Consider the following 25,933-nt stretch of genomic DNA (forward strand, 5'->3'; position numbering starts at 1 on the left):
AGCGACGAACGCGTGAATTTGTCATCCCCATCAAAACCCAGTCGACCCTTATGGCGTCGGTCTGGGTTTTTTGCATTCATACTTTTAGGAATTTCGATGATTTTGCTGTTGGCGGTTGTTCAGGTTCAGCATCAAGTGCGCTTATTAGAAACAAAGTATTCTGATAAATTGATGCAACAAAAAAACTTGCAAGAAGAATGGGGGCGCTTAAGTCTTGAGCGCAATCATCTAACGGCACCAGCGAGAGTTGAGCATTTGGCAACCCAAAAATTGGGAATGCATTTAATCTCTAACTCAGATAATCAAGCGCAAGTTATTTTCATTAAGCCTGTTATGTCTGATATGTCGGGTGAGCCAATGGTCGCAGGAACTCAAGAAATCGTGATCCCAACGGTTGAGCAGGAAACTGTACCGAAATGAGTTTATATCAGGCCAATCGTCGTATCAAAAGAGATTCGGTTGTCTTTGTGATGATAGCCATTATTGCGTTATTGGTTTTAGCAAGAGCTTTTTATGTGCAGATTCTTCAGGCTGAATTTTTACAGTCCGAGGGTGATAAACGTCAAATACGCACCTTGGAAATTCCCGCGGCACGCGGCACTATCTTTGATCGACAAGGGTCTGTTTTAGCTTTAAGTACGCCCATGGCATCCGTGTGGTGCGATCCCAAAGTTTTGGCACCTTATTTGGATATACAGGCGCATTTGTCTAAAGGGGATTTGAGTGTATTGGTTGAACATAATGAGAAAGAAATTTCGCGTTTGAAAAAACAACTCGCTAACTATCAACAGGTCATGAGTTGGTTGGGCTTGTCTGCGAATATGGTTTCTCAAAAAGTGGCAGGTCAACCGGATAGACGATTTTTATATTTAAAGCGTTCCATTCAGCCAACACTGGCACAAAAAATAGATGACCTTAATATTCCAGGAATTTACGTCGAAAATGAATATAAGCGCTATTATCCTGGTGGCGAAACCACTGCGCATTTAGTGGGTTTTACAGACATTGATGGCAAGGGTTTGTCGGGTGTTGAATCGACTTATCATGATTGGTTGACCGGGCAATCGGGAAAAAAACAAGTCATCAAAGATCGTGCGGGGCATGTGATTGATTTTGTGCAAGACATTACTGAAGATAAGCCCGGTAAAGATTTGGTGTTGAGTATTGATAAGGATGTGCAGTTCTTTTTAGAGCGCGCGTTAAAGCGTGCCATGATTGAACACCAAGCCAAGGCTGCTACGGCAGTTGTGTTAGACGCTAAAACGGGTGAAATTTTATCCATGGCGAGTTTGCCTGCGTTTAATCCTAATGATCGGTCACAGTTAACCGGTGAAGGCATTCGTAATCGAGTGATTACAGATGTGGTAGAGCCGGGTTCTACAGTCAAACCAATTGTTATTGCGAAAGCGCTAGACTTGGGTTTGGTTTCGTTGGATGAAGAAATAAACACCAGTCCAGGCTCGATCACCATTCAAGGTCAAAGAGTCACTGATCCCAAAGATAAGGGGCGTTTAACACCCGAGCAAATCATCGAAAAATCAAGCAATGTCGGTATGGTTAAGGTTGCTATGCGTATGAAACCTGAGCAGCTTTGGCAGCTTTATCAAGATGTTGGGTTTGCGCAAGATTTAGGTATCTTTTTGCCGGGCGAATCTCTAGGGTTTATGAAGCGTTATAGTGAATGGCAAAAAATTGAACATGCCTCGGCGGCTTACGGTTATGGATTTAACATTAACCTATTACAGCTGGCCAAGGCTTACACCATCTTTGCAAACGATGGTCAGCTGGTTCCTTTAAGCATTTTAAAGAAAACGCAGGGTAATGAAAATGCTTTAGAAACCCGAATTCAAGTCGTGTCACCCGAGTCCGCTCATGAAGTGTTGGAAATGATGGAGAAGGTTGTCGGTAGCCACGGTACTGCTCCGCAAGCGCATATTGCCGGTTACCGTGTGGCGGGTAAAACGGGAACGGCGCATAAAACCAAGCGTGGTGGTTACGAAGAAAACCAATATTTTGCCTATTTTGCAGGATTGGTTCCGGTTTCTGACCCAAGATTTATCATGGTGGTGGCGGTGAATGAGCCGAGTCGCGGTATTTATTATGGCGGCAGTGTGGCGGCACCTATTTTTAAAGAGGTCATGACTGAAGTGTTGCGTTTATACAATGTGCCAACAGACATAGTCAAGGAGGTGATGAATGCGCCCTCTTTATGATGTTTGGCAGTTTATCAGCCAATCCACGGATCTCGTTATTCTGAATGGGCATCTTGGGGATGCTGCGAATTATCCCATCCAAGATTTGTTTGATGATTCTCGTCAAGTACAAGCCAACAGTGTTTTTATCGCTGTTTCTGGAAATAAGCTGCACGGCAATGCTTTTATCGAAAAGGCCATCACACAAGGTGCAATATGCGTCATCACAGATGAGAAACCCTGCGAGGAAGTCTTAAGCCAAATGCCACCAGCAGTGGCCATTTGGTGGGTTGCCGATTTGGTCACTGTCTTACCCAAATTGGCCGCCTGGTTTTATAACGCACCCTCAACACAATTAAAACTGATAGGCATAACGGGCACCAATGGTAAAACCTCAACGGCGTTTTATACCGCCCAATTACTAAGCCATTTAACCCATGAACCCGTTGCCATGATTGGCACTTTGGGAAATGGTCTTGTGACTTATGATGCCAATGTAGCCTCTAATCCGCTGAAAGTCGATTTGGAAGTGAGCCCAAATACCACACCAGATGTCATCGTATTGAATCGTGTGTTGGCAAAGTTTGTGGCGCAGGGCATTCGTTATTGCGTGATGGAAGTTTCATCGCATGGCATTGTTTTAAATCGTATCGCGGGACTGATTTTTAATGCGGTCGCTTTAACACAGGTGACCCGAGATCATTTAGATTTTCACCAAACGGAAGCGGCTTATCGTCAGGCAAAGCAAGCATTATTTGAAGACTACTCCGCAACTTATCAAGTGCTTAATTTAGATGATGCATTGGGTCAAGCGCTTTATGCTTCGGATGCTCAGCCATCTAAAAAGTTTGGCTATTCCCTGCAAGTTGCAGCCGATTTGTCACTGTTAAATTTAAAGCTAAATGCGCAAGGCATGATGTTTGATATTGCAACTGAGCATGCCAAATTTGCAACGCATGCCGCGTTAATGGGTAGATTTAATGCTGAAAATCTAGCCTGTGCGGTTGGATTGAGTTTGGTGAATGGTTTTGAGCTGTCGGCCATAGTAGAGGCGCTTCCCAAGTTGCAAGCAGTCACGGGGCGTATGGAAAAAGTTCGCAGTCTGCCCAGTGTATTGGTCGATTATGCCCACACGCCGGATGCTTTGCAGCAGGCATTGTTGGCGGTGCGCCAACACATGGCGCCGGTCGAAACTACTGGGCAGTCCGACCAGAAACTTTGGGTGGTGTTTGGGTGTGGCGGCAATCGTGATAAGGGCAAGCGGCCTTTAATGGGCAAGGTTTCTCAAAATTATGCAGATGCGGTGGTTTTAACCGATGATAATCCGCGTTGCGAAGCCTCTTATGATATTTTGAGCGATATTTTGCAAGGCTTTAATCCGACAAAACATCCGCAACCGCTGATGATTCCTGATCGCCAAACTGCCATAGAAACCGCATTGTCGCAAGCCAATCCGCAAGATATTATTCTCATCGCGGGTAAAGGGCATGAAACCTATCAAGCCTTTTGCCAAGAACAAACCTATTTTAGTGATCAAGCTACTGTGCTGGCGTGGAAGAAAAAAGATGACATGGACTCTTAAACAACTTAGTGATGCAGTAAAAGGGCAGGTAATTAGTGCAAGCGCTGATGCTGAATCAATTACATTTGAACGCATGATAACCGATAGTCGTCAGATACAAGACGGGGACTGCTATGTTGCCCTGCAAGGTCAGAAATTTGATGGCCATGATTTTATTCCTCAAGCCATCAAGCATGGGGTTGCTGTTATCTTGGCGTCTAATCCAGAAGTGGCCCAACATTTGGATATTCCAGTGGTGCTGGTGTCAGATACACGCATCGCCCTAGGGCAGTTTGCGGCATGGCATCGTTTGCAATGCCCATTGAAAACTTTGTTTGCCATTACGGGTAGCAATGGCAAGACCACTTGTAAAACCATGTTGCACAGTGTGTTAGCCCATTTAGGTCATACTTTAGCAACCGAAGGGAATTTAAATAATGATTATGGCGTTCCCAGAACGCTCTTAAATATTCAACCCTCACATGATTACGCGGTGATTGAAATGGGTGCCAACCATGGTGGGGAAATACAGTATTTAACCCATTTAGCTCAGCCCAATGTGGCGATGATTACGCAAGCTTCAAAAGCGCATTTGGAAGGCTTCGGGTCTTTGCAAGGCGTGATTAATACCAAGGGTGAAATTTTTGAAGGGTTATTGCCCGGTGGCAAAGCCATTATCAATTTAGATTCTCCGGGGAGCGAGCAATGGCTGGCATCTTGTCAAGCCCTCGATCGCCAAGTGCTTAGCTTTGGTCGTTCAGAACAAGCAGATGTTCGAGTGCTGAAAGTGACACAAAATGACATAGGTATTCAAGTCGATCTCAAATTACCGGATCAATCTCAAGTGCAAGTGCAGTTGTCCGTATTGGGCCCGCATAACGCCATGAATGTGGCGGGCGTGATTGCTTGTGGTTGGGCGGCAGGCTTAAATTGGGCGCAAATTCAACCAGGCCTGGTCAATTTTAGAGCCGTTTCGGGGCGTTTAATGACTTATCCGTTAAAGCAAGGTGTTCTGATTGACGACAGTTACAATGCCAATCCAACCTCGGTTAAAGCCGGTATTGATACATTGATGGGCTTGAATGGACAGCATTTAGTCTGCTTGGGGTCTATGGCAGAATTGGGCGAACAAAGTTTAGCGGCGCACCAGTCGGTGATTGATTATGCAATGAATGCGGGTGTTGAGTCTATTTTTGTGATGGGTGCAGGTTATGCAGAGTGTCAGTCGAATGATGCAAAAGTTCAGTGGTTTGCCAGCCATGATGCCATGATTGAAGCGGCGCAAAACACGATTCAACAAAATGTAGAAATCAAGATGAATATTCTGGTGAAAGGCTCGCGTTCTGCAGGCATGGAAGTGGTCAGCCAGACCTTGATTTCTAATAACAAACAAACACACAACGGCTAGGAGCAACCTGTATGTTGATTTATTTAACGGAATATCTCACCCAATATGTCTCCGGCTTTGCGGTATTTAACTACATCACCATGCGAGCCATCATGGCGATTCTGACCGCCTTATTGATTTCATTTTTTATTGGTCCAGCCGTTATTCGCTGGTTGATACAACTTAAGGTGGGTCAAGCGGTGCGCTTAGATGGGCCGCAAACCCATTTGGTGAAGCACGGCACACCGACCATGGGCGGAGTAATGATTTTGTTTTCTGTGGCGATGGCCATTTTACTCTGGGGTAATTTAACCAACCATTATTTGCTGATTGTTACCTTGAGCATGATGGGGTTTGGGGTGATTGGCTTTGTAGATGATTACAAAAAGGTGGTTTATAAAGACCCGAATGGCATGCGTTCTCGTACCAAATATTTTTGGCAGTCGCTCGTAGGGTTGGTCACAGCCTATAGTTTATTTGCGTTTGCCAGTTTGCCAGCAGAAACTCAGTTGTTAATTCCCTACATGAAAGACACCTTTATCACGCTGGGGGCTTGGTCGATTGTATTGAGTTATTTTGTCATAGTAGGAACCTCTAACGCCGTTAACCTGACCGATGGATTAGACGGCTTAGCCATTATGCCAACGGTGATGATTTCAGGGGCGTTAGGTGTGTTTGCCTATTTGTCAGGGCATGTGTATTTTGCCAGTTATTTGAATATTCCTTATTTGCCAGGCGTGGGTGAATTGACGATTTTTTGTGCCGCTCTAGCCGGTGCAGGTTTAGGGTTTTTGTGGTTTAACGCGCATCCTGCTCAGGTGTTTATGGGCGATGTTGGGTCTTTAGCGATTGGTGCTGCTTTGGGTACGGTGGCGGTGGCGGTTAAGCAAGAGCTGGTGTTTTTTATTATGGGCGGCGTTTTTGTCGCTGAAACCTTATCGGTTATTTTACAGGTGGGCTCTTTTAAATTACGCAAAGGTAAGCGCATCTTTTTAATGGCACCTTTACATCATCATTTTGAGCAAAAAGGCTGGCATGAATCACAAGTCATTGTGCGTTTTTGGGTCGTCACCATTATTTTAGTGTTGATTGGCTTGGCCAGTTTAAAACTTCGTTAAGAAAGGAAATATCTATGCATCTGGTGGCAGGCTTAGGGCTGACAGGGTTGTCAGTATTGCGCTATTTTGACCGTTTGGGCGAGGCCTGCTTTGGGTTCGATACCCGAGCAGACTTTGATTTGTCTGGCATACAGGCAGAGTTTCCTGATGGACAGTTTGCCGTTGGCAGCTTACCGCCAACTTGGGTTAAAAAGATAGATGCCATTGTATTAAGTCCTGGCATTGCCAAATCTGAACCTTGGGTGTTGGAATTGATTCAGCAAGGTATTGAGGTGATTGGTGACATTGAATTGTTTGCCAGAACCGTTGGGCAACCGATTATTGGGATTACCGGTTCTAATGGCAAAAGCACGGTGACAACGCTGGTCACTGAAGTACTCACCCAAGCAGGTTATCAAGTGGGTATGGGGGGGAACATCGGTACGCCAGCCTTAGATTTATTGGCCAGTGATCAGCCTGAATATCAAGTGTTTGTGTTGGAGTTATCCAGTTTTCAACTGGAAACGACCTATTCTATGCATACCATCGCTTCAACCATCTTAAATTTGTCCGAAGATCATATGGATCGTTATGCGGGTTTAGAGGACTATTTGCAAGCCAAGATGAATATTTTTAATCACACAGAATTGGCTGTTTTACCCAGTAACTTCCCCAGTCATGTTTTTGTGCAAGCGCCTAAGCTTGTGCGCTTTGGTGACGGGAGTCCAAATGGGGTCATGCATTTGGACGGCGAAGATTGGTTGGTATTTGAGCAACAAAAAATAATCAAAGTTTCCGACATGGCTTTGCAAGCGGAGCATCATTATATGAACGCCCTAGCCACCATCGCTTTGTGTAGTGTGTTTGGCATTGAAACATCAGTTTATCAAACGGTGTTTAGCTGTTTTAAAGGATTACCACATCGCACCCAACTGGTTGCACAGCAGGATGGCGTGAGTTGGATTAATGATTCTAAAGGGACGAATGTGGGGGCGACGGTGACTGCCATTCAGTCGATGGGTAAGTCAGCTAACGGAAAAGTGATTTTATTAGCCGGTGGCGTTGGCAAGGATGCCGACTTTAGCGATTTAGCGCCAGTGATGCAAACCTATGGTCGCCACAGTATCCTCTTTGGGCGAGATCAAAATTTAATCGCTCAGGCATTAAGTTCAACGCCTTACACTTGTGTCGAAGACTTGTCGCAAGCCTTAAAACTGGCAAAATCCTTAGCTTTGCCAGGTGATGTGGTGTTGTTTTCGCCCGCATGTGCCAGTTTTGATCAATTTAAAAATTATGCGCACCGTGGTCAAGTGTTTGAAGCCAGTGTGATTGAGCTGTTGCAAAATTGCCATCTGCAGGTCAGCGCATGAGTCCATTGCGTCACTGGCAACATCAAAGTCGACAATGGCCGATTGACTATTGGTTGATTGGGCTGGTGTCGGTATTGATGGTGATAGGGTTGATGATGGTCATGTCCAGCTCCATCGCCATCAGTGAAAAACGCTTTGATCATTCATTTCACTATTTCAGCCGCCAGGCGTTTTCAATGACCTTGGGTATTTTGGTGGGATGGATGATTTTTAAAATCCCTTTGTCCTTTTGGGAAAAGCATCGCGGTAAATTGTTTTTAATTGGCATAGTGCTGCTCATTTTGGTATTGCTGATTGGACGCGACATCAATGGGAGTAAGCGTTGGCTGCCATTGGTGGTTATGAACTTCCAGGTTTCAGAGTTTATGAAAATGGTGGTGGTCATCTTTATGGCAGGCTATTTAGAGCGCCATGCCTCTGCGGTGAGAGAGAATATTTTTGCGGTGATTCGACTGGCATTACCCTTTGGTTTAATGGCGGTGTTGTTATTGCTAGAGCCAGACTTTGGCAGTACTTTTGTGATTGCCGTTATTATTACCGGTATGTTGTTAATCGCCGGCGCACCTTGGTTGTATTTTGTGATTACCGTTTTCCCAATTGCTGTATTACTGATGGTGATGGTCATTGTTTCCCCTTATCGTATGGCGAGGGTAACCAACTTTTTAGACCCCTGGTCTGACCCGTTTGGTAAAGGTTATCAGTTGACTCAAGCGCTCATTGCCTCTGGCAGTGGCGAATGGTGGGGGCAAGGCATAGGGGCGAGTGTTCAAAAGCTATTGTATTTGCCAGATGCGCACACCGACTTTTTGGTGTCGATTTACGCAGAAGAGTTTGGCTTTATAGGCATTGCTGTATTGGTGATGTTGTATTTAATGATTTGCTATCGACTGTTTCGGATTGGCCGCAAGGCGTTTGAAAAGTCCGCCTTTTTTGGCGGCTTAATTGCCTATGGCGTGGGCATTTGGATTATGTTGCAAGCCTTAATCAATTTGGGTGTTAATTTTGGCTTGTTCCCAACCAAAGGATTAACCTTGCCGCTGATGAGTTATGGTGGCTCAAGTGTGTTAATGCTGTGTATTGCGCTGGCGGTGGTTTTACGCGTGGATTATGAAACTCGCAAACCCGAAATTCATCAAACTGACTGACTTTGAATATGAAAAACGCAAGAAAAAAAATCATGATTATGGCAGGTGGAACAGGAGGCCATGTGTTTCCTGGGATTGCGATTGGCCATGCTTTACAAGCTGAAGGGGTCGAGGTCATCTGGCTGGGCACTCAGGGCGGTTTAGAGCAGGGATGGGTGTCGCAAGCCAATATTCCACTGTTTAATATCGCCATTCGCGGCTTAAGGGGCAATGGGCTGTTAGGTTGGTTGGCAGCGCCCTTTAGAATTTTGCGGGCTTGGTGGCAGGCTCGTAAAATTATGCAACAACATCGGCCAGATTTGGTTTTGGGCATGGGCGGTTTTGTGTGTGGGCCAGGCGGTTTGGCGGCAAAGTCTTTAGGGGTTCCTCTAGTGATTCACGAGCAAAATGCCATTCCGGGCTTAACCAATAAACGCCTTGCGCCTTGGGCGGTTAACATCATTACGGCTTTTGAACAAAAGGTTTGGACAGGCCAAAAGGTTTTGCTGTTAGGCAATCCCGTAAGAGCAGGGTTTGAGCAAATCCCTGTTCTACATTCACAAAAACCGCTGCATATTTTAGTCGTTGGAGGCAGTCGAGGCGCTTTGGCGCTTAACGATACCGTGCCAAAGGCTTTGGCTTTATTACCAGCTGAAATCCGCCCAACAGTTACCCATCAAACGGGCGCGGCTTTGCTGGCGCAAACTCAGCAGGCTTATGCCGATGCCAGTGTAGATGCTGAGGTGGTCACTTTTATTGATGATATGGTGAGTGCTTATGAGGCCGCCGATTTAGTGGTGTGTCGTTCTGGCGCTTTAACGGTCAGCGAATTGATGGCCGCGGCACGACCTGCTTTAATGGTGCCTTATCCTCATGCGGTTGATGATCATCAAACGGCCAATGCACAAGCCTTAGTGGGGTTGAATGGGGGAGAGGTTATTTCGCAAGCGGTGATGACCCCAGAATTATTGGCGGAAAAATTGATGCTTTGGTTAGATGTTGAAAAATTAAATGCAGCATCTAAAAGCATTAGGGAGCAAACCCCACAACAAGCGACGCAAAAAATTACGCAACTTTTATTAAATCAACTCAGTGAAAATTCAGTTAAGCCTTGCTAACCTCAGTAAATAAGGCGTGTTTGGATTCTTTGTAGTCAATATTTAAGACTTTGTAAATGACCCTTAAAAGGCCAATTGGGGTAAAAGGTTTTTTAATCCAAGCACTGACTTGATAGGTTTTAAGTATATCTCTGTGGGCGTTACTGTCTTCTGCGCTCAACATGACTATGGGCGTGTTTTTATTTAAACTCTCAGTGCGAGCAGCTTTAATAAAGTCTAATCCGGTTTCCCCATCATCCAACATAAAATCACACAAGATTAAGTCGTAGGATTTGCTTTGCGCAAATTCAATGGCGGTATCAACGGTCTGCGCCTCGTCAACCACATGATCATCACTGGTTAAGGTCAATCTCAATAAAGAGCGAATGACGACAGCGTCATCCAATACAAGTATGTTTAGCATGTTTCGGCTCCGAAAGAGGGGCTGTAAAGGGTCACAAAACCATCAATAATTTTCATTACAGAATCAATGTTTAAAACATTTTGCATGACTTAAGGGGTAAAAGCAATTATGTCGCGGTAATTTGGGTGTAATAACTTGATTTAAAGTTAGTTTTTAGGTGTTAAATGTTGAGTTCTAATTTTTATTTAAGTAAAAGTTCGTAAAAAATTAAAAAGTCCTCGCTTGACTGGCGCATTGCTTTGGCATTTATATTGCTTGTTAAGTTTTACATAAAAATATGACTCATAAGAAGATACCTGATATGGAAGCATTTCTTAAAAAACTGACCCTTAAACAGAAAATTCGCTTTGGATTTGGCGTCATTTGGATTGTTTTAGCCATTATTACCCTACAAGCTGTCATTAATTTGTCAGTGGTGCGGATGAATGTGCAAGAAGTGGTAGAGATAAAACAACCGATTGCTGTCAAAAGTAATGAGATGGCCTTTAGCTTAGAGCAAAGCCTGAGTGAGTTGGTTCAATATGTTTTTACCGGTGATGATCAATCAATGCTGGCTTTTGAAAATCGTTTCAAGCAGGCTGCAGGTCTGTTAAGCGCCTTAAAAGCAGAGTTTAGCAGTGAGCTGGGTCAAGAAGAGCGTCAACTTATTCAAAAATTAGAGTCCTTATTTGAAGGCTTGCCTAGCTTGATTGATGAAGTTAAAACATTGCAAGCGGATAAGTCTAAAAATTATCCGGCGTTTGCGTTTGTGGATAAAAATATGTTGCCTTTAGCAACGCAAATGACGCAAGAAATTAATCTTATGCTGGCATCTGAGTTGTCTAATCTTAATCCTGCACGCCAAAAAGTCATTGAGGATTTGCTTAAAATCCAGTCTAACTGGCAAAACATTATGAGCGGTTTGCGAGGTTATGTGGCTTTCCGTTCGAGTGCTATGGCTGATAGCATCGATATGTATTTAAACCAGTTTGAAAGCTCGGTTTATCAACTCAAAAATCAAACCAAATTTGAACTGACTCTTGAAGAAGAAGATGGTTTGGCAAAATTGCCAGAGATTTATGAAGCCTACCGTGAAAACTTTATGCAAGTGCGTGTGATCCATGAAGGTGAACAGTGGCGCATGGATAACTGGTTGATGATTCACAAAATTAAACCCTTATTTGTCGAAATCGAAAATACCTTAATCAGCTTGTCACAAGTGAGCAACCAAGAAATGGAAGAGCTAGGTTTGGATGTGGCAGACAGCAGCTTAAGAAACCTGATCTTGTTGTTGGTGTTGTCATTACTTGGGCAAGCGGTGGGCATGATGATTTCAAAACGCGTTACTCATTCGGTGGTACAGCCGGTGAAAAACTTGGCAGCGGCCATGCGTGATATTGCCGAAGGTGAAGGCGATTTAACGCGCCGTTTGGCTTTGGCAGGTCAAGATGAGTTAACCGATTTGGCGAGATACTTTAATGCCTTTATCCACAAAATTCAGACGACTCTTAAAGATGTGATTTTAACCGTCGAAGAGTTAGAGAATTCATCAACCAATTTATTACAGGTGACGCAAAATGCCAAATCTGGCGTTGAACAACAAATGCGTATTGCTAAACATTTAAATGGTTCTATGATGGAAATGGCCAATCAAGCCAAACAAGTTGAAGGCCACTCTTTGAACAGCTCAAATGCCACCAAGCAGGCGGCAGAGCGTGTGCGAGAAGGCGGTGAAGTGGTGCGTGGTTCGGCAAGAAATATTCAATTGGTTTCTGAAGAAATGCGCGAAATTACCGCTTCTGTTATGCAGTTGAATGAAGACAGCAAAACCATCAGTACCGTTGTCAGTGTCATTAGAGATATTGCAGAACAAACCAATTTACTGGCATTAAATGCGGCAATTGAAGCGGCAAGAGCTGGCGAACATGGCCGAGGATTTGCCGTGGTTGCTGACGAGGTGCGTGGTTTGGCAAAAAGAACTCAAGAGTCTACGCTCAAAATTGAGAAAGTCATCGCTAAAATTCAAGAGGCCACGCGCATTACCGTGAAAGTTGTCGATTCAGGACAGGAAACCACTCAAGCGGGGCATGATTCTGTGATGCAAGCGCAACAGGTGCTTAATCCAGTGGTGTTATTGATGGAAGACATTAATCAAATGTCGAATCAAATGTTGGCGGCTGCTCAGTCACAAACCACCTTGACTCAGGAAGTGAATCATCAGATTAATGACATTTACAGCGTGTCGGAACAAACTGTGCAAGGGACACAAAAAACTGAAAAAGCCGGGCATCATTTACAAGGATTAGCCGATAAACTCGAAAAGCTGGTACATCAGTTCAAAATTTAACGCGAATAGTTTTAATCAATATCATCAAACTAAGGGGCTTAAAAGCCCCTTTTTTGTTATCATTCTGCCTTTAAGTTTTAGAGTAGGTGGCTGACTTATGTGGCAGTATCCACACATTGATCCCGTAGCCCTGTCGTTGGGGCCATTGCATATTCACTGGTATGGCTTGATGTATTTAGCGGGCTTTGCCAGTTTTTATTTTTATGGCAGCTGGATCGCCAAAAAAACCAACGATTGGAACAGCGATAAAATCAGCGACTTTCTGTTTTATGGTGCGATGGGCGTTATTTTAGGCGGTCGAATTGGTTATATTCTGTTTTATGACTTAAGCCATTATATTGACGCGCCCTTAGATGCTTTGAAGGTTTGGCAGGGTGGAATGTCCTTTCATGGCGGTTTGATCGGGGTGAGTATTGCCATGTGGCTCTATGCCCGTAAGGTTCAAATGTCGGTGTTGGCGGTGGCTGATTTTGTGGCGCCCTTGGTGCCCTTTGGTTTGTTCTTTGGGCGCATAGGTAACTTTATCAATGGCGAACTGTGGGGGCGAGTCACCGATTCTCCTTTGGGTATGGCGGTTTATGATGCGCAATTAGGCCAAGTGGTGACAAAATATCCGACTCAACTGTTAGAAGCCTTTTTAGAAGGGATTGTCTTGTTTGTGATACTCGCCATTTATTCCCGTAAAGAACGTCCTTTGGGTTCTGTGGCTGGGGTGTTTTTATTGGGCTATGGCTTCTTCCGTTTTGTCGTGGAGTTTTACCGAGTTCCCGATTCACAACTGGGTTACCTCTGGTTGGATTGGGTCACCATGGGGCAAATTTTATCTTTGCCGATGATGTTAATAGGTTTGTTCTTGATTTTTTATCGTTCTTTTTCGGTTTCCAAAAAATCCTAAAATCACTTAAAAAGCCCCTAAATTTGACCAGGCCTGGTTAAATTTAGGGCTTTTTGAGGATTAAAATTCATTTTTAAGAGGCTTGGCATGCAGCAATATTTAGACTTACTGACCCATATCATGACCCAAGGTTATGAAAAGGGTGACCGCACCGGCACTGGCACGCGTTCTGTGTTTGGTTATCAAATGCGCTTTAACCTACAAGAAGGTTTTCCGTTGGTCACCACGAAAAAACTTCATTTAAAGTCTATCGTGCACGAGTTGCTGTGGTTTTTAAAAGGCGATACCAATATTGCTTATCTTAAAGAAAATGGCGTGCGCATTTGGGATGAGTGGGCCACTGAAGACGGCGAACTAGGCCCGCTCTATGGCAAACAATGGGTGTCTTGGGAAAAGCCCAATGGCGAAACCATTAATCAAATCGCTGAAGTGATTGAAACCCTTAAGAAAAACCCCAACAGTCGTCGCATGATTGTTTCTGCTTGGAATCCAGCTGACTTGCCAGATGAAACCATTTCACCGCAAGAAAATGTTAAACAAGGTCGCATGGCGTTAGCAACCTGTCACGCATTTTTCCAGTTTTATGTGGCGGATGGCAAATTGTCTTGCCAGTTATATCAGCGTTCGGCAGATACTTTTCTAGGCGTGCCATTTAATATTGCCAGCTATGCGTTATTAACCCATATGATTGCCCAACAAGTGGGTTTGGATGTGGGGGATTTTGTTTGGACAGGTGGCGATGTTCATCTCTACAACAATACCCTAGAGCAAGCGCAATTACAGGTCACCAGACAACCTTATCCTTTACCTAAACTGGTCATTAAACGCCATCCCGCCAGCATTTTTGACTATGTGTATGACGATTTTGAAATTGTGGATTATCAATGTCATCCACACATCAAAGCACAAGTGTCTGTCTAGGCAAAGGGGTTAAAAAATGATGATATCGATGATTGCTGCGATGGATAAAAACCGTGTGATAGGCGCAGACAATACCATGCCTTGGCATTTGCCAGATGACCTTAAATTTTTCAAAGCCAAAACGCTGGGCAAAACAGTCATCATGGGGCGTAAAACATTTGAATCCATTGGGTCTAAGCCCTTACCAGGACGGCGCAATTGTGTGATTAGCCGCAACACTGCTTGGCAGCCTGTTGGGGTTGAAGTTTTCAGCAGTGTTGATGCGGCTATCAACAGTTGTGCGGATGAGGCTGAAGTGGTCATCATGGGGGGCGGGCAGCTTTACGCCCAAATGTTACCTTTGGCACACAAACTCTACATCACGCAAATTGAAGCAGAAGTGACGGGCGACACCGTTTTTCCCGTATGGGAATCCTCAGAATGGCAGGAAATTGAGCGAGCATTTCATCCTCAGGATGAGCGTCATGCCTATGCGTTTTCGTTTATCACCTTGCAACGCAACTGACTCAGTGAGTCAGTACGAATTGAGCGAATAGAATAACCGAGTCAGTTGATAAGAATTATTAATCAACAACCCCTAAAAATTTCGATAGAATTCCGGTATAAAAACATAAAAAAACTGGATACTCATGAAAATCAAATATCGTATGCTGATAGGTATAGCGGGCGCCATACTCTTTCTCGTCATTTCTAATCTCATCACCCTACAAATCATCAATGCCACCAATCAAACGGTGAGCGAGTTGACCGATGTCAACTCGGTCAAAATGAGCGTCTTGAATCGTTTAAAGCATCTGTCTGATGAGCGTGCCATTTTATTTAGAAATTTAATAGTGCTGACCGAAGAAGATGCCGTCAAAGCATCGCGTGAAAGATTAGCGGCCACTTCTGATGAAATTGCACAAATCTTCACCGAACTTGATGGCATGAAACTCGATGCTGCCGAAGCCGCGTTGTATGCCAAAATTCGTGAAAATGTCGTGAGTGCCTATGCTTCATTTGGCAGCTTTATTATGGCCATTGATGAAGATTTTAAGGATGAGGCCACCAATATTTTGGTGACGGATTTTCAAGATAAGTACCAAGGCTTTTCGGATATTGTGAACCAGTTTGTTCATTCGGTTGAAGACAGCAATACTCAAAAAATTGCGCAACTTAAGCAAGAGCAATCCGATGGCTTGTTCAAGATTATTGCGGTTTTAGTCACCAGTATCCTGTTATTTTCCGTGATAGGTGCTTTGGTCGCCCGCAGCTTTTTGCGCCCCATTGATGCTATGCGCAAAACCCTACATTCTATTGTTCAAAGCGGTGAAATGAATCATCAAGTGCCAGTTTTTTCAAAGGATGAACTGGGACAAGTGGCGCAAGACATCAATTTATTGTTAGGCACCATTTCTTCTGCCATTAATGATGTGAATTCGATGATGCATGATGTGTCGAGCGGTAAGTTTGAGCGTGAAATAGACAGTGAATATAAAGGCGATTTCCTAGTCTTGAAAAATGCGGTTAACGAATCCGTGAGCCAAACATTTAACTTGGTGGTGGTATTACGCGGAACTTTAACCGCATTGCAATATGGTCAGTTTTTATCCCTTAAAAATGAAAAAATTGAACTGCGTGGTGACTTTTTAAATGTGTTTAATGATTTGCAAAACGCCATGAATGCCATGTCGGGAACGGTTAGAGATATTTCAAGAACCGTGCAGGGCTTGTCGCAAGGGGACTTTTCAAAACGCGTTACCGTGGATGTGAGTGGCGAGTTTGTTGGCCTTAAGGATGCGGTTAATACCACAGTAAGTAACCTTGAAAGTTTTGTAGAAGAAGTGGTGTCGGTTCAGGTTTCTATCAGTGAAGGGGATTTAACCAAACTGGTGAAAGGCAAATATCACGGGAAAATGGCGGTTTTGAAAGACAGTTTGAATGCCTCTACCAGTAATATTTCAGCGATGATTGCCAAAGTGGGTGCCGTCACGCAAATTGTTGCCGAAGAAGCCGATGCCATCGCCCATGGTAGTCAAGAAGTTTCTGCCAGAATTCAAAACCAAGCCCAGTCACTCGAGAGTTCGTCAGCCCAAATGGAGCGCATGACCTCAACGGTTAAAGGCAATGCGGAAAGTGCGCATCAAACGCGCGATATGACTCAGGCGGCACAGGCCAAATTAAGCTCTGGTGTGGATATCATGAAAAACGCCCTGGTGTCTATGGACGACATGGCGGTTGCCAGTCAAAAAATTAACGACATCATTACCATTATCGATGGGATTGCATTTCAAACCAATCTCTTGGCACTGAATGCGGCGGTAGAGGCCGCTCGCGCTGGAGAGCATGGCCGCGGTTTTGCAGTGGTGGCTGGAGAGGTGCGTAACCTAGCCGGTAAATCAGCTGACGCCGCTTCAGAAATTAAAAAGCTGATAGAAAACTCGGTTCGTATCAGTCATCAAAGTGGTGACTATGTGAAACAAACCAGTGAAGCCTTGATCGAAATTAACCATTCGATGGGCCAAATGGCCGGCATGATTGCCACAATCGCCGATGCCAGTGCGGAGCAATCAAAAGGCATAGAGTTGATGAGTCATTCAATGAATGAGATTGACCGTATGACCCAACAAAGCGCTGGCTTGGTCGAAGAAACGGCTGCCGGCAGTCAAGACTTGAAATCGCAGTCTGTTGAGTTGCTCAATCTGGTTTCAGGCTTTAAGGTCGATATGACCATGGTGCAACGCATTCAAAAATTGCAAAACTCTGATCAAGCGAAACAATTTCAAAAAATGATAGAAGCGCATTTGGCTTGGAAGGGCAAAATTCGTGCGTTTGTCGATGGTATGGATATTGGCGTCACCTATGCTGCTGCAACCGATCACACCGCCTGTATTTTGGGTAAATGGTATTACGGAGAGGGGCGTGAGTTGATGCATATGCCGTTGATGCAGCAATTGGGCAAAGAACAGGAAGAAATGCATCAAGGTATTAAAAAGGTTATGGATGCTAAAAACTTGGATGACAGCACAATGGTTGAAGCTGGCTTAGAGCAAGTGGATACGCAATCTGAAAAAGTGGTTCATATTCTGCATGAGTTGATAGATCAAGTCGCCTAACGCCGCTTTAGCTGATAAATAGCAAATCAATTAAATGCCCCACTGGGGCATTTTTTTGCGCTATTGAACAGAGAATTTTAAGTTCTAGCGCTTTTTAAAACCTCAATAGCCTCATCAAATTCAAAGTTTTCAATCATCGTTTGAACGGTTTGGAATAAAGATTCATTCAAAAACGCTTGAGTAATCGCGGCATTTTCTTGCCAATAATTCAGCGTATCACCGTTATAGTCTTCCATAAAATTCAGTAAGGATTGGCGAACATCTTGCCATTGCTCAAGGGTTGCCTCTTTGCTGGTGGGTTTGCCGTCATTCAGTTGTTGCTGTGCGCAATAGCTTTGCAAATGGTTAATGATTTGACGGTACTCAGGAGCAAATCCCAGTGGCAGCGGAATGAGGGCGGCGGATGGGTTTTGAAGGAGTTGCATTTCTAAAACGCCCCAGTGTTCAGCGAGTTGATCCATTCCTAAAGTGGCGCATAATCCTTTAACGGTATGACTTAAGCGGCAAGCTTTGTCGTATTCTTTTGTCATCAGCAAGGTTTCAAATTGAGTGGTTGCGTTAGCGTAACTTTTTAAAAATTGGCACGCAATTTTGGTAAATCTAGGTAAAGAACCACCTGATAGTAATAATGCTTTTCTCAAATTGACGCCTTCAATATGAGGCAAGTCAACAGGTACAGATGCTTCAGGGTTGGCGAGTGCTTCATTGGGCTCTATTACCCTATTGTTTGCTTTCAAGGTGGTTTTAAGCAGTTCATACAGCTCATTTGGAATGATGGGTTTACTGAGGTGGCCATTCATACCTAATGCCATGCAGCGTTGCTTTTCTTCTTCGAAAGCATGGGCTGTCATTGCAATAATGGGCATATCGGTATCGGAATAAGCTTTGCGAATTTTTTCAGTGGCGAGATAACCATCCATTACAGGCATTTGTAAGTCCATTAAAACGATATCAAAGCCAGGTATTTTAATGATGGCATCTAAAGCTTCTCGGCCATTATTGGCAACCGTGACCTCTGCTTGGGTCGGTTCTAAGAATTCAGTTGCGACAAGTTGATTGATTTCATTGTCTTCTACCAATAGAATTTTTCGACCTTTTAAATCAGGTATTTCTGATGTTTTAAGGCGCTTTTTATCGGTGGTTTCCGTCTGCTCGTTAAAAAATAAAAAGTCAAAAAGTTGGTTAGGAAAAATAGGCTTAGATAAATAGTTATTGATCTGGTTTTTAATGGCCACTTCATACAATCTGTAGGGATCGGCAAAGGACATTAAAATACAGTGATTTTGTAAGTGGGGAAACTTTTCAGTAATGCATTTATAAATCTCAACCCCATCATCGCCCGGAATTAACCAGTCAATAAAAATCCAATTAACCAGTTCAGATTTATGCGCTAGGAAAGTCATGGCTTGCTCTAGATTAGACGCATGGCTGGTGGTAATGCCAAAGGTCGATAATTGTGAAGATATTTGTTTATAAGCCAATTCAAAATCATCAATAACCAGGGCGTGTTGTTGGTCAAACTTTTGCAGACTGATGGCCTTGTGGGCGTGAAACTTGAGTGGCAAGGTCAGTTTAAACGTGCTGCCAACATTGGGCGTGGAAGAAACTAAGATGTCACCTCCCATCAGCACCGCTAAGTTTTTCGAGATGGCCAATCCTAAACCGGTGCCTCCGTATTTGCGGGTGGTGGAGTCATCTGCTTGATTAAAATCGGTAAACAATTTGTGGAGTTGTGATTCAGTCATGCCAATACCGGTATCGTTCACGGCAAACTCTAAGAGCCATTCTGTATCGGTTATTTTGATGGGTGCAACCGTGACAGTGACATAACCGCTTTCAGTGAATTTGACGGCGTTGTTAAGTAGGTTTATTAATATTTGCGTAATACGATAGGGGTCACCTAGCAATTGTGGCTGTTTTAGAGATGCCAGGTTGGGGGTGAGTGTCATAACCACTTCTAAATTTTTATTTCTGGCGAGTCCTAAAATGGGCAAGAGTGAATTTTCGAGGATGTCTTCGATGTTGACATCCGTTTCTTCGATGTTGAGTTTGCCAGATTCAATTTTTGAAAAATCTAAAATATCATTAATGATTTGCAGCAAACTTTCGGCAGAACGATGAATTTTATTGGCATACTCATGGGGTTTGCGCTCTAGATTCATATCGAGCAATAAGTGAGAAAGCCCTAAAATCGCATTCATGGGGGTGCGTATTTCATGGCTCATATTGGCCAAAAACGCCGATTTTATCTGTACCGCTTGTTCAGCTTCAATTCTGGATGCATTTAAACTGCCCATGAGTTCTTGGCGGCGTTGTTCTTGACGTAAACTGTTTATCATGACCCCGCAAGTGCTGTTAAAAGGTTCAAGAAATTCAGCTAATTCTGGTGTGTAATCTTGTTTGGCATTGGCAATGCCGTACATGCCAATCATCTCTTTGCCCCTAAAAATAGGGACGCCCATATACCGAAATAAAGGCGGATGTCCGTGGGGAGTATGTCCACCTCGTGGATCGGTTTGCATATCATTGCTGATGATCATTTTTTCTTCATAAACGACCTTGCCAATCATGTTTTCAGAGCCGCATAACAACATATTTTGCGATTGCAGCTTTTTGAAAAGTTCATCAGAGGCGTCGTCCCAAGATAAATCGGTCAGCGTCCAGAGCTTTAAACAGCGTTTATTATCTTCATTGCGAACGACTTCCCCAATAAATCCATACTCACTATCAGTTATTTTAAGAACCGACTCGAGCAAGTCCTTCCAAACCATACTTTGATTTGAAATGTCGGTTACAAAAGTTTCTGTGGCTTTTTTCAGGGCGCCTAACAAAAGGTTGCGGGTGACCGTTTCAGCCCTTTCTCGGTTTCGTTCAGTTAAATCTGTTAGCAGGCCAATATAGGTAGTTTCACCCATAGAATCTATGCGGCTAATAGCAAGATGCACGGGAAAGGTTTTGCCATTTTTGTGCTTGGCAATCACTTCGCGACCTGTGCCGATGATATGGTTTTCACCAGTATTGATTTGACGTGCGATAAAATCATCATGTTTTACGGCTAAATCTTGTGGCATTAAAAGGGCGACATTTTTGCCCAACAGTTCGTCTGTTTGATAGCCAAATAAGTCCAATATTTTAGGGTTTACGAGTTCTATGGAGCCCTGGCGATTTATTTTAATAATGCCTGATGCAGCATTATTAAGAATGGCTTGATTTTGTTCACTAAGTTTTTTAAAGGCTTGTTCTTGTAAAACGCGCGATGTGATATTGCTGGCAAATTTGATGATTTTGGTGACTTGTCCTTCACTATCAAACACTGGGTTGTAAGTGGCTTCAATGTATAAAACTTGCCCGGCTTTATTGATACGTTCAAAACGGTCGGCAACAAATCCGCCCTTGGCGAGTTTTTGCCAAAAAATTTGGTAATCCGCAGACTCTGCCGTTTCTTTAGACACGAAAATACGATGACTCTTGTTTAAGACTTCGTTTAATTGATAACCGAATAAAGCTAAATAATTGTCGTTTGCAAAGGATAGGTTGTGGTCAAGGTCAAACTCAGCAATTGCCATAGAACGATTTATGGCTGCAACAGCTTGGGTTTCATTGGGAAGGGTTGCTGATGGTAACATAGGGTGTTCCTATTGCGGATTACTTAGGGTTGTTTGATTAAGAATTGGCACAAATCTGATACGCTTGGTGCAAGCATTTTGCAGGCATTTTTTTGCCTTGAAGCAAGCAATGTTTTTTAATGCCTGTCTGACCAATTGTTATGAATGACAGGGAGTTTAGCTTCAATGTTGATGAAGCACTCCAGTAGCTCGGGATCAAAATGTTTGCCTGATTGCGCTTTCATTATGTCCAAAGCCTCCTCATGGCTAAAGCCCTTTTTATAAGGGCGCTCGCTACGCAGAGCGTCATACACATCCACTATGGCCATTAAGCGTCCGGGTAGTGGAATCTCTTTGCCAGCTAAACCATTGGGGTATCCTGAGCCATCCCATTTTTCATGGTGGTTCATGACGATGACTTGTGCAACATGCAAAAATTCACCGTAGTAGCCCATGTTTTTAGAGGCGGATTCCAAAATGTCATAGCCTTTTTGTACATGAAGTTTCATGATTTCGAATTCATCATGATCGAGCTTGCCAGGCTTGAGCAAAACACTGTCTGGGGTGGTAATTTTGCCAATGTCGTGCAATGGCGTGCATTTACTGATGAGATTGACTTCTCTGCTATCCAGTTGATATTCGGGCAAAGCGGCGGCCACTTCATTCGCCAATTCGGTGATATAAAGTTGCGTGCGTTTGATATGGTTGCCGGTGCATTCATCTCGAAACTCCGCCAAAGAAATCATAACCCCCATGCTAGCATCTTGTAGCTTGAAAATATCTGTCAGGCGCTTCTCAAGTTCTTTTTCTAAGAGTGCGTTTTCATTTTGCAGCCAGTCTTGGAAGTTTTTTAAGTCCAAGTGCGTTTTGATACGCGCCATTAATACTCTGGGATTGATTGGCTTTGAAATAAAGTCATTCCCACCAGCATTTAAGGCTTCTTCTTCATCTTCTGGCATATTTTTAGCCGTGATAAACAAAATCGGAATGTGTGCAGTCGTCGCATCTTGGCGAATGTGACGACAAACTTCATAGCCGTCTAGGCCGGGCATCATGACATCTAATAAAATAAGGTCTACACGCTCTTTTTTTAGAAAGGCTAAAGCTTTTTCGCCAGAGTTAAGAAGTTTGACTGTGTAGAGCGAGTTGAGGTGTCCATGAAGAAGGGTGAGGTTTGCGGGTGTGTCGTCAACACACAAAATGACGGGCTTCATATGTATTAGCCTTGTTTAGATTAATTCATATGAATAATACCGACTAATTTGATTTGTGTCAATTAATTATTTAATTAATTCGAATTGTTTGATTGATAAGCTATTTTGACCTAATTGTTCCTTTTTTAGTGTTTGGCTTTGATTAAGCTCACTAAGAAGAAGACGCTGGCGGTTAAGACGATGGCTGGGCCGGTAGAAATGTCAAAGGTGGCTGAAGTGATTAGACCGATAACAACGGATAGCAGTCCGATTAACCAGCTCATGAGTAACATTTTAAGTGGTGTGTTGGCTAGGCGTCTTGCGGCGGCTGCCGGTATGATTAACAGCGATGTGACTAGTAATACGCCGACCATTTTCATGGCTAAAGCAATCATCAGTGCCAAGAGCATAATATAAGCCAGTTGCACGCGTTGCACAGGAGTGCCTTCAACGGCGGCGAGTTCGGGGTTGAGGGTGACATTAAGTAGGTCTTGCCAGTAATTTAAGAAAAACACACCCACCACTAAAGCTAAACCACCAATGAGCCATAGGTCGTTTTGTTCAATGCTCAGAATGTCGCCAAACAATAGGCTCATAAAGTCCACTTGCACTTGTTTTTGCAAACTTAAAATGACCAGGCCTAAAGCCAAGGTCGAGTGAGCTAACAAACCCAGCAGGGTATCTGAGGAAAGTTGTAAACGGCGTTGTAGGCTATAAATGCTCAGTGCCATGAGTACTGAAACACCCACAATACTTAGGGTAATGTTTAACTGAAAAAACACCCCTAAGCCCACACCCAATAAGGCAGAATGTGCCAGCGTGGCGCCAAAATAAGATTGTCTTTGCCAAACCATGAACACACCCAAGGGCGCAGAAATAAAGGCGATACCAAGTCCGCCGAGTAGGGCATAGATTAAAAAACTGGGGGGCGAAAGTAAGAGTTCAAGCATCGTGTATGTGGCTGCAGGTTTCGGGGTTGTGATGATGTTCGTAAAGCGCGATTTCTTCGTTGGCGATGCCAAACAATTTGAGATACTCAGGTGCTTGGTTAACCGTATGAGGGTGCCCAGAACAGCAAATATGTTGGTTTAAGCAAATGACCTGGTCGGTATTTTTCATAACGATGTGCAAATCATGGCTAACCATCAAAATGCCGCAATGGTAATGTTTGCGAATGGCATTAATGTAATGGTATAACTCAGTTTGCCCTTGCAAATCGACACCTTGCACGGGTTCATCGAGCACTAACAGGTCTGGTTTTTTGAGCAAAGCGCGGGTGAGCAAGATGCGTTGCATTTCTCCGCCAGACACCTTTTGGATGGGTTGTTGTAAAAGGTCACTAATATTGAGTTCTTGGATAATCTGCTCATAATGACTTAAATCCGTTTTGCGGCTAAACAATTTGCGGCGCGGTAAGCCGAGCTTTAAAAAACTTTCAACCGTCATGGGAAGCGTGGGGTCGACTTGAATTTTTTGAGGCATAAAACCTATGGTGAGTCCTGGTTTTTGAGTCACCACGCCTTGAGTCGGTTGAATGAGTTTGAGTAGAATTTTAAGAAGGGTTGATTTACCTGCGCCGTTAGGACCAATTAAGGTGATAATTTCATCGCTGTGAATCTTGAGCGAAATATCTTGCAATACCGTTTTATCTCCATAAGAATGGCTGACTTTGACAGCTTCGATGAGCGGTATTCTAAAGTTAAGAGCGAGTTTGGACGGTTTAAATTTAGGTTGCAGAGGCATTTGGATAATCAATAGTCATTAAGTTTTATTATTGTACCTAAACTGTTGCCCAACTCCCGAAGTGTTTTGACCAAAAAGGAAAATAACAAAATCATGTTGCCAGTTATCCAATTATTGAGCGGTTTAAGTTTAAGTATATTCAGCGTGTCCGTTTGGGCCTTGACGATTGTCGCAACCATTCCACCTGTGGGCAGTTTAGCCTTACCTTTTATGTCTGACAAAGATCAATTGTCAGTGATCTTGACCACTGGGCAATCGCCACACGGATTTCAAATGCGACCCTCGCACCGATTGCAATTGGAACAAGCCGATTTAATTTTGGCGGTGGGAACCGGTGTGGATGCTTGGTCAGAAAAGGTGCTTAAAACCATGCCTGAAAAGGTTATTTGGATGCAAAAACAACCAGGCCTGGTTAAATTTAGCCAAAGAAATGATGAAAAATGGCCAAAACATTCGCATCCAAGCAATGCGGCGGCAGAACATCACGAGGCCGGGCATGAGGAACATGAGCATAAGCATGAACATGAACATGAACAATCTACAGCTGATTATTACCAAGATCCGCATATTTGGTTGTCGCCTAAAAATGGTGAACTGATGGGCAGTGCCATTGCGAATCGATTAATGACCTTGGAGCCGCAGCGTACTTTAGACATTCAGCAGAAGTTAGTGGCTTGGCAAGAGAGTATGGCAGCACTGGATAAAAAAATTGCACAGCAATTGGCAGCGGTTAAATCCCAACCTTTTTTAGTGTTGCATGATGCGTTTCAATATTTTGAAAAACATTATCAACTTTATGGCGTGGGGGCGATTCAAGTTAATCCTGAGTTAAAACCCAGCTTGAAAAAAGTCTTGGCTTTACGAGCGCAAATCCAAAAAGACGGGGTTGTTTGTGTGTTTAAAGAGCCGCAGTTTCCAGAAAAACAAGTCACCTATTTAATTGAAGGCTTGGCGGTGCATATGGGGCAGCTTGATCCCTTAGGGCGTCAAGCGCAACTACAACCCTATGCACAGCTATTGCAAGGCTTGGCTGACAGCTTCAGTGAGTGTTTGCAAAAGGGCTCTGGGTCAAGTCAGGGTAAGTAAGCGTGGCGCATAAACCTAGTTTTAATCATCTGTCTTTGGTGGGGTTGCCAGGTTCGGGAAAAAGTCGTTTGGCAGCGCATCTTTTGCATGTCTGCCAAGAACAAAATATTCCTTTAAGTATTGTTGAATCGATCTTACCTGATCTATTGGATAAGAATGCTCGGGTTGTGTGTTTGGTGGATGTGCGTTCACCTTGGCCAGACACTTTAAATGCAACAGAATTGCCAGATTATTTTTTAAAGTTGCTGGCGGTTGCCGATGCGGTCATGCTGATGTTTTTGGCCTCCAGTGACTTGGACTTGCAGATGCATTGGCAAGCTCAAATTCAAACGAGACTTAATCAAATAGGGGCTGCTAAACTCCCCATCTTAAGAAGTTTTGAGGGTGAATTGTCTGCCAGTCAACTTGAAAAATTATGGCAACTACCGCAGAATACCCCCGCTTTAAAAAGTGATCATTTAAACCCTCTTCAAATGCCTCCTTGGCAAACGCTGGTTTTTAAAGTGGGTCAGGTTAATTTAACCCATTTGCAAATGGGTTTAGAAGGTTTGCGCCACAGTGGCTTAGGATTGATTTGGCGTATAGTCGGCAGTTTTGAAACACCTGAATACAGTCATCCCGTCAGCTTGGAATTTACGCCTTTCAGATTGGATTTTTACCCAGCGGAGCAGTGCACGCATCAACTCACTTGCTGGGTGAGTTCACAAAATGTCTTAGTTTTAGAGCCGCTTTTACAAGATCTTTTTAAGGCGTGCTCGGTTGAGTGTCGCCATTCAACATAGACTTTTAATCTATTTCCGACTAAAATACTCAGAAA

General features: G+C 43.7%; 20 protein-coding genes. 15 read left to right on the forward strand and 5 right to left on the reverse strand.

Annotation, left to right across the window (positions count from 1 at the left end; all coding sequences use genetic code 11):
- Positions 1-96 precede the first annotated feature (96 nt).
- Genes ftsL through murG form a run of 8 tightly spaced genes read left to right on the forward strand, consistent with a single transcriptional unit; the run spans position 97 to position 9,849 of the window.
- Positions 97-420: a cell division protein FtsL gene (gene ftsL / locus THMIRH_RS03340; RefSeq protein ID WP_173290735.1), complete on the forward strand. Its 324-nt coding sequence runs from the start codon at positions 97-99 to the stop codon at positions 418-420.
- Positions 417-2,213 (forward strand): peptidoglycan D,D-transpeptidase FtsI family protein, encoded by a 1,797-nt coding sequence (locus THMIRH_RS03345; RefSeq protein ID WP_173290737.1) that lies wholly within the window; start codon positions 417-419, stop codon positions 2,211-2,213. Before ftsL ends, THMIRH_RS03345 begins: the two co-directional genes overlap by 4 nt.
- Positions 2,197-3,774 carry a UDP-N-acetylmuramoyl-L-alanyl-D-glutamate--2,6-diaminopimelate ligase gene (locus tag THMIRH_RS03350; RefSeq protein ID WP_173290739.1) on the forward strand — a complete coding sequence of 526 codons (1,578 nt, stop codon included), beginning with the start codon at positions 2,197-2,199 and terminating at the stop codon, positions 3,772-3,774. The genes THMIRH_RS03345 and THMIRH_RS03350 overlap by 17 nt, the downstream gene beginning before the upstream one ends.
- Positions 3,758-5,161 (forward strand): UDP-N-acetylmuramoyl-tripeptide--D-alanyl-D-alanine ligase, encoded by a 1,404-nt coding sequence (locus tag THMIRH_RS03355; RefSeq protein WP_173290741.1) that lies wholly within the window; start codon positions 3,758-3,760, stop codon positions 5,159-5,161. Before THMIRH_RS03350 ends, THMIRH_RS03355 begins: the two co-directional genes overlap by 17 nt.
- An 11-nt stretch (positions 5,162-5,172) precedes the next feature.
- Positions 5,173-6,258, forward strand: coding sequence for a phospho-N-acetylmuramoyl-pentapeptide-transferase (mraY, locus tag THMIRH_RS03360; RefSeq protein WP_173290743.1), 1,086 nt, complete (start codon positions 5,173-5,175; stop codon positions 6,256-6,258).
- Positions 6,259-6,272: 14 nt separating this feature from the next.
- Positions 6,273-7,607, forward strand: a complete 1,335-nt coding sequence (gene murD, locus THMIRH_RS03365) for a UDP-N-acetylmuramoyl-L-alanine--D-glutamate ligase (RefSeq protein WP_173290745.1) — start codon at positions 6,273-6,275, stop codon at positions 7,605-7,607.
- Complete coding sequence (gene ftsW, locus THMIRH_RS03370) at positions 7,604-8,752, forward strand: putative lipid II flippase FtsW (protein ID WP_173290747.1); 1,149 nt, start codon at positions 7,604-7,606, stop codon at positions 8,750-8,752. The genes murD and ftsW overlap by 4 nt, the downstream gene beginning before the upstream one ends.
- 8 nt (positions 8,753-8,760) lie before the next feature.
- On the forward strand, positions 8,761-9,849 hold the full coding sequence (gene murG / locus THMIRH_RS03375; RefSeq protein WP_173290749.1) for an undecaprenyldiphospho-muramoylpentapeptide beta-N-acetylglucosaminyltransferase: 1,089 nt from the start codon (positions 8,761-8,763) through the stop codon (positions 9,847-9,849).
- Here the strand turns inward: murG and THMIRH_RS03380 are convergent.
- Positions 9,836-10,252 (reverse strand): response regulator, encoded by a 417-nt coding sequence (locus THMIRH_RS03380; RefSeq protein WP_173290751.1) that lies wholly within the window; start codon positions 10,250-10,252, stop codon positions 9,836-9,838. The two genes, murG and THMIRH_RS03380, sit on opposite strands and share 14 nt — an antisense overlap.
- A 301-nt stretch (positions 10,253-10,553) precedes the next feature.
- Between THMIRH_RS03380 and THMIRH_RS03385 the strand changes: the two genes are divergently transcribed.
- The 5 genes from THMIRH_RS03385 to THMIRH_RS03405 all read left to right on the forward strand — a co-directional run bounded on the left by THMIRH_RS03385 (position 10,554) and on the right by THMIRH_RS03405 (position 17,489).
- Positions 10,554-12,578 carry a HAMP domain-containing methyl-accepting chemotaxis protein gene (locus tag THMIRH_RS03385; protein ID WP_173290753.1) on the forward strand — a complete coding sequence of 675 codons (2,025 nt, stop codon included), beginning with the start codon at positions 10,554-10,556 and terminating at the stop codon, positions 12,576-12,578.
- Positions 12,579-12,675: 97 nt separating this feature from the next.
- A complete protein-coding gene (gene lgt / locus THMIRH_RS03390; RefSeq protein WP_173290755.1) occupies positions 12,676-13,473 on the forward strand; it encodes a prolipoprotein diacylglyceryl transferase in 798 nt (265 codons plus the stop codon).
- Positions 13,474-13,560: 87 nt separating this feature from the next.
- Complete coding sequence (locus tag THMIRH_RS03395) at positions 13,561-14,394, forward strand: thymidylate synthase (protein ID WP_173290757.1); 834 nt, start codon at positions 13,561-13,563, stop codon at positions 14,392-14,394.
- 16 nt (positions 14,395-14,410) lie between these two features.
- Entirely contained in the window at positions 14,411-14,899 is a 489-nt protein-coding gene (gene folA / locus THMIRH_RS03400) for a type 3 dihydrofolate reductase (protein ID WP_173290759.1), read from the forward strand.
- A gap of 124 nt (positions 14,900-15,023) precedes the next feature.
- The gene (locus THMIRH_RS03405) at positions 15,024-17,489 is read left to right on the forward strand and encodes a methyl-accepting chemotaxis protein (RefSeq protein ID WP_173290761.1); all 2,466 of its coding nucleotides are present in this window, start codon (positions 15,024-15,026) and stop codon (positions 17,487-17,489) included.
- A gap of 77 nt (positions 17,490-17,566) precedes the next feature.
- Here the strand turns inward: THMIRH_RS03405 and THMIRH_RS03410 are convergent, their stop codons facing one another.
- From THMIRH_RS03410 to THMIRH_RS03425, 4 genes are all read right to left on the reverse strand, one after another.
- Entirely contained in the window at positions 17,567-21,115 is a 3,549-nt protein-coding gene (locus THMIRH_RS03410) for a PAS domain S-box protein (protein WP_173290763.1), read from the reverse strand.
- A gap of 116 nt (positions 21,116-21,231) precedes the next feature.
- On the reverse strand, positions 21,232-22,308 hold the full coding sequence (locus THMIRH_RS03415; RefSeq protein ID WP_173290765.1) for an HD domain-containing phosphohydrolase: 1,077 nt from the start codon (positions 22,306-22,308) through the stop codon (positions 21,232-21,234).
- A 125-nt stretch (positions 22,309-22,433) separates the two neighbouring features.
- On the reverse strand, positions 22,434-23,237 hold the full coding sequence (locus THMIRH_RS03420) for a metal ABC transporter permease (protein WP_173290767.1): 804 nt from the start codon (positions 23,235-23,237) through the stop codon (positions 22,434-22,436).
- Positions 23,230-24,030: an ATP-binding cassette domain-containing protein gene (locus tag THMIRH_RS03425; protein WP_173290769.1), complete on the reverse strand. Its 801-nt coding sequence runs from the start codon at positions 24,028-24,030 to the stop codon at positions 23,230-23,232. Before THMIRH_RS03425 ends, THMIRH_RS03420 begins: the two co-directional genes overlap by 8 nt.
- Before the next feature lie 93 nt (positions 24,031-24,123).
- On the opposite strand from THMIRH_RS03425, the gene THMIRH_RS03430 reads away from it, so the two are divergent.
- Complete coding sequence (locus THMIRH_RS03430) at positions 24,124-25,116, forward strand: zinc ABC transporter substrate-binding protein (protein WP_173290771.1); 993 nt, start codon at positions 24,124-24,126, stop codon at positions 25,114-25,116.
- A gap of 2 nt (positions 25,117-25,118) precedes the next feature.
- Positions 25,119-25,898 carry a hypothetical protein gene (locus THMIRH_RS03435; RefSeq protein WP_173290773.1) on the forward strand — a complete coding sequence of 260 codons (780 nt, stop codon included), beginning with the start codon at positions 25,119-25,121 and terminating at the stop codon, positions 25,896-25,898.
- Positions 25,899-25,933 lie beyond the last annotated feature (35 nt).

This window comes from Thiosulfativibrio zosterae (assembly GCF_011398155.1).
In the GTDB taxonomy this organism is placed as follows: Bacteria; Pseudomonadota; Gammaproteobacteria; order Thiomicrospirales; family Thiomicrospiraceae; genus Thiosulfativibrio; species Thiosulfativibrio zosterae.

Excerpts from the sequence above, each read along its gene's own strand:
- THMIRH_RS03385 (WP_173290753.1), top strand. The coding sequence starts at position 10,554 with ATGGAAGCATTTCTTAAAAAACTGACCCTTAAACAGAAAATTCGCTTT.
- THMIRH_RS03395 (WP_173290757.1), top strand. The coding sequence starts at position 13,561 with ATGCAGCAATATTTAGACTTACTGACCCATATCATGACCCAAGGTTAT.
- lgt (WP_173290755.1), top strand. The coding sequence starts at position 12,676 with ATGTGGCAGTATCCACACATTGATCCCGTAGCCCTGTCGTTGGGGCCA.
- THMIRH_RS03410 (WP_173290763.1), bottom strand. The coding sequence starts at position 21,115 with ATGTTACCATCAGCAACCCTTCCCAATGAAACCCAAGCTGTTGCAGCC.
- THMIRH_RS03380 (WP_173290751.1), bottom strand. The coding sequence starts at position 10,252 with ATGCTAAACATACTTGTATTGGATGACGCTGTCGTCATTCGCTCTTTA.
- folA (WP_173290759.1), top strand. The coding sequence starts at position 14,411 with ATGATGATATCGATGATTGCTGCGATGGATAAAAACCGTGTGATAGGC.
- THMIRH_RS03425 (WP_173290769.1), bottom strand. The coding sequence starts at position 24,030 with ATGCCTCTGCAACCTAAATTTAAACCGTCCAAACTCGCTCTTAACTTT.
- THMIRH_RS03430 (WP_173290771.1), top strand. The coding sequence starts at position 24,124 with ATGTTGCCAGTTATCCAATTATTGAGCGGTTTAAGTTTAAGTATATTC.
- ftsW (WP_173290747.1), top strand. The coding sequence starts at position 7,604 with ATGAGTCCATTGCGTCACTGGCAACATCAAAGTCGACAATGGCCGATT.
- THMIRH_RS03415 (WP_173290765.1), bottom strand. The coding sequence starts at position 22,308 with ATGAAGCCCGTCATTTTGTGTGTTGACGACACACCCGCAAACCTCACC.
- murG (WP_173290749.1), top strand. The coding sequence starts at position 8,761 with ATGAAAAACGCAAGAAAAAAAATCATGATTATGGCAGGTGGAACAGGA.
- mraY (WP_173290743.1), top strand. The coding sequence starts at position 5,173 with ATGTTGATTTATTTAACGGAATATCTCACCCAATATGTCTCCGGCTTT.
- murD (WP_173290745.1), top strand. The coding sequence starts at position 6,273 with ATGCATCTGGTGGCAGGCTTAGGGCTGACAGGGTTGTCAGTATTGCGC.
- ftsL (WP_173290735.1), top strand. The coding sequence starts at position 97 with ATGATTTTGCTGTTGGCGGTTGTTCAGGTTCAGCATCAAGTGCGCTTA.
- THMIRH_RS03420 (WP_173290767.1), bottom strand. The coding sequence starts at position 23,237 with ATGCTTGAACTCTTACTTTCGCCCCCCAGTTTTTTAATCTATGCCCTA.
- THMIRH_RS03405 (WP_173290761.1), top strand. The coding sequence starts at position 15,024 with ATGAAAATCAAATATCGTATGCTGATAGGTATAGCGGGCGCCATACTC.
- THMIRH_RS03355 (WP_173290741.1), top strand. The coding sequence starts at position 3,758 with ATGACATGGACTCTTAAACAACTTAGTGATGCAGTAAAAGGGCAGGTA.
- THMIRH_RS03345 (WP_173290737.1), top strand. The coding sequence starts at position 417 with ATGAGTTTATATCAGGCCAATCGTCGTATCAAAAGAGATTCGGTTGTC.
- THMIRH_RS03350 (WP_173290739.1), top strand. The coding sequence starts at position 2,197 with ATGCGCCCTCTTTATGATGTTTGGCAGTTTATCAGCCAATCCACGGAT.